Annotated in this window: 4 protein-coding genes; 3 read left to right on the top strand and 1 reads right to left on the bottom strand. The window is 63.4% G+C overall.

Going from position 1 to position 3,607, the window contains the following annotated elements; genetic code table 11:
• The first annotated feature begins 71 nt into the window (after nt 1-71).
• Nucleotides 72-437 carry a DUF6957 family protein gene (locus tag ACIGG7_RS23695; RefSeq protein WP_392853720.1) on the top strand — a complete coding sequence of 122 codons (366 nt, stop codon included), beginning with the start codon at nt 72-74 and terminating at the stop codon, nt 435-437.
• A gap of 463 nt (nt 438-900) precedes the next feature.
• Entirely contained in the window at nt 901-1,704 is an 804-nt protein-coding gene (locus ACIGG7_RS23690) for a replication initiation protein (protein ID WP_392853721.1), read from the top strand.
• A 17-nt stretch (nt 1,705-1,721) separates the two neighbouring features.
• Here ACIGG7_RS23690 and ACIGG7_RS23685 read toward each other — a convergent pair whose 3' ends face one another.
• Nucleotides 1,722-3,131, bottom strand: coding sequence for a MobA/MobL family protein (locus tag ACIGG7_RS23685; RefSeq protein WP_397551181.1), 1,410 nt, complete (start codon nt 3,129-3,131; stop codon nt 1,722-1,724).
• A gap of 150 nt (nt 3,132-3,281) precedes the next feature.
• Here ACIGG7_RS23685 and ACIGG7_RS23680 point away from each other — a divergent pair, with 150 nt between their 5' ends.
• A complete protein-coding gene (locus ACIGG7_RS23680) occupies nt 3,282-3,587 on the top strand; it encodes a mobilization protein (RefSeq protein ID WP_397551180.1) in 306 nt (101 codons plus the stop codon).
• Nucleotides 3,588-3,607: the final 20 nt, after the last annotated feature.

The raw sequence follows: 3,607 nt of genomic DNA, 5'->3' as shown, positions 1-3,607 counted from the left end.
GGTGAGGGTGGTACTGGTTCAAAAGCCCTTCTCCGGCTGACAGGCCGGGAAGCTGGCCAGGGAGGCGGACGATGAGAGCACCACGTCTCGACGAGGTTTTGCCACTGTTCCAGGAGGGCGACCTCCCAGGTGTGCAACTCGACGTGCAGGAAGCCGCGGAGTGGGTTGCTGAGCAGTACGGACCGATGCAGCAGTGGTGCATGGTCCAGCATTGGGTGATTGCGTCCGTCACGGACTTAGATCAGCCACACCTGTACGCAAACTGCGTGCTTCACGACAGCGCCGGGCGATTCGCGCCGGGCTCATGGGTGCGCAGCAGCCCGGCTGTTGAGGAACCCAAGCTCGGCGTTTTCAGGACGCGTTCAACGGTGTACATCCTCCATGGCCGGGGGGCTGCTGCCGAAGTATCGCTTGAGGCCCTACTCGCGATGCATTGACCCCCCTTACTGGATCACTGGCAAGCGTAGCGCGCAGGCCGCAGGCAGCGCCGTGAAGGAGCGAAGCAGCCCCTGCACGGCCTCCAGGTAGGGATTCGGTGTCAGTGGGGCGCACAGCGACTGGAAGGGCGCCAAACCTACACAGCAGGCGCGCCGAATCAGGGAGAGATTCCGGGTTAAAGGGGGAGAGATTCCGGGCGTTTTCCACAGCGTGCGATGCGGAGGCGCGGCTTGTTTTGGGGTTCTTTCTTGTTCTTTCCTGTTTATAGGACTCAGCAGCCGCTCTAGCACGCGGGTTTGCGGGGTTCTATTCTGCCTTTTTCCGGGTTAACTCTGCCTTTTTCCGGGTTAACTCTGCCTTTTTCCGGGTGCTATCCACAGGTCTGCCGCCTACGGGACTTGGCAGAATTGGTCAATTCTGCCAAAGTTTGCTGACGGCAGAATGACCCGGAGGACGGCAGAATTGGCCAAGGTTGCAGTGTCAGCAGCGAAGAAGGCGGCAGCTCGTGTAGAGCGCTACGACCCGGACGCGGAGCGCCTACCGGGCGAGCGCTGGATCTCCATGACCAATGCGCTGACCAGGGCAGGCCACGGCCTGACCCTGGCCGAGAAGCGCATTGTCGGCTGCGCGGTGTCGAAGCTCGACAGCCGCAAGGCTATAGCGCCGGGCACGGTGCCAACCACCAAGATCACAGCGGCGGAGTACGCCGAGTCATTCGGCGTAGACCTGACCACTGCCTACGAACAGCTCCAGGACGCGGCCAAGCAGCTCTACAACCGCTCGATCACCTTCTACGAGGCCGCCCACAAGCGCAACGGCAAGCCGCTACCGCCGACCCGCGTACAGATGCGCTGGGTGGGCCAGGTGAAGTACCAGGAGGGCGAGGGCTGGGTAGAGTTGCACTGGTGGCCGGCGCTGCTGCCGCACCTCACCGGCCTGCGCAAGAACTTCACCAGCTACCAGCTCCAGCAGGCCAGCGCGCTCCGCTCGGTCTACTCCTGGCGGCTGCTGGAGCTGCTGACCCGCTTCGAGGCCACTGGCTGGTTGGAGATCACCATCGAGGACTTCGCCCAGTCGATGGATGCCACAGAGAAGCAGCGTGGCGATTTCGCGGCGATCCGCCGCAAGATCATTGAGCCAGCGGTGAAGGAGCTGACCACCAAGGACGGCTGGATGATCCAGTGGCGCCCCGTGAAGAAGGGCCGCAAGGTCGGTGGGCTTCGCTTCGACTTCAAACGCAACGATCAGCTAGCCCTGGGGTTGTGACACGTACTCCATAACAACTACCCCAGCCTCGGCCCGCTCTGGCGCTGCGGCGCTGGGTGTGGGCGATCCTCGACAGGTAACCATTCGGCCTGCGGGTCGTTGCGCCAGTAGACCTGCTGCTCACCTTCCCACTGGCCGTACAGCTCGCCAGCGTCGTCCTCCCACTCGACCCACTCCGATGCAGCCTCGGCCCTTCGAGCTATCGCCAGCTCCATCGCGGCCAGCCCGGCACTCAGCGAATGCCGAGCGCTGGATGGTTCCAGTATGGGTGCAGGGGGGGGTGATTCAGCGCGGATCTGTGAAGGCGGCAGGCGCTCCATTAGCTGTTCCAGCTGCTTGCGTGCGTCCTTCAACCGTTGCTCACGCTCTCGCTCTGCTCGCTGCCACGCTATCGTCTCCTGGACGGCTGAGCTGCCCTGCAGCGCGCCCCTCGCCCGATCGACCTCCCGGTCAGCAGGCGTGCGGATCCCGATCGCATCGAGCACTCTCGCAACCACCGGATGCTCTATCCGCCAACGTTTCGCCCCCTGGACCGCTTCGCGCTGCCGCTTCACCAGCTCGACGGCTGTGCTGTACATGGGCGGGTGGGGGGCTGGCACGCTCAGCTGCTTGATCTCCCGCTTCAGGCGGTACTGATCCAAGTCGATGATCTCGGCCTCCAACTGCTGCGCCGCAACGCGCAGCTCGCCCAGAGGCGGCAGACGGCGGGCATCATTGAGCTCGATCACGTCGCACGCGCCCAGCGGGTCGCGTTGCTCCCGCTCGCACTCACGCCGGATGGCCGTCACTCGCGGCCCCTCGTGGGTGGTGGGCGCGCGGTCGATGCCCTGGTCGGACAGGCTGCGGCAGTCCAAGCGGGCGGCATGGCCTGCCCGCTCCAGGGCGGCATTGCCCTCACGCTCGACCATCTGCCTGATCCATACGACCTCCTTCGGGCCGGTCTTCATGTCGTCCAGTTCGCGTGTTTTCGCACCCAGTTCGCCCGTAGACGGGTCGATGCGGCGGGTGGTCATCAGGATATGGGTATGCCAGTTGCGCTGATCGCCCTCACGGTCGGGCGCATGGATGGCCGCTGTACCGGCCACACCGTAGCGCTCGGCCAGCTGCTGGGTCATCCGCTGGACCAGCTCAAGGCGTTGCACCTGGTTCAGCTCGTGGGGCAGTGCTACCAGCACCTCCCGCGCCACAGTCGCATTCCTCCGCTTCTCGGCAGCCTCAGCCCGATTCCATAGCTCAGCGCTGGTCTGCTCCCGGCAACCTGCCGGGGCAAACCAGCTCACCGACTCGACCCCGGAACGGCGGGTGTAGTCGTGCCTCTCGCCCGTGCGTTTATCCACGACCAGCTCAGCATTTCGATAGGCAGCCGAAGCTGTGGCCGACCGGCCACCACTTCGACTGACTGTCTTGACGCTGCACGAATACGACACTGCGCTTTGCTCTGCCTATGCTTTTGATTTCTGCCCCAAAGGGGCCGCACGCAAACGAAGTTTGCATAAGTGCGCCCTTGTCTTGTTCCAAGACTCGGGATGGCTCCGTGCTATCATATCACTTTGATGAATTTCAATGGGGGTCGAGCGGTGCAAGACAGACTTGAAAAGCTCAAACAACAAAAGGCGAGGATTGACCGCCAAATTGCATTGGCCATGGCTGCCGAGCGCAAGACCCTAAAGCGCGAGGATGATCGGGTGAAGGTATTGGTCGGCGCTGCGATCCTGGAGCAGGTAAAGCGCAACCAGTTCCAGCTGGACGACCTGCTGGGCGTCATGGATGGGTTCCTGGCCAGAGACACCGAGCGTGCCGCCGTCCTGGGTGAGGGTGGTACTGGTTCAAAAGCCCTTCTCCGGCTGACAGGCCGGGAAGCTGGCCAGGGAGGCGGACGATGAGAGCACCACGTCTCGACGAG

The sequence above is a fragment of the Rossellomorea sp. NPDC077527 genome, from assembly GCF_044542955.1.
Taxonomy (GTDB): Bacteria; Bacillota; Bacilli; order Bacillales; family Bacillaceae_B; genus Rossellomorea; species Rossellomorea aquimaris_E.
The sequence above is the reverse complement of the archived record's forward strand: the minus strand, read 5'-3'. Positions and strand labels throughout refer to the sequence as shown.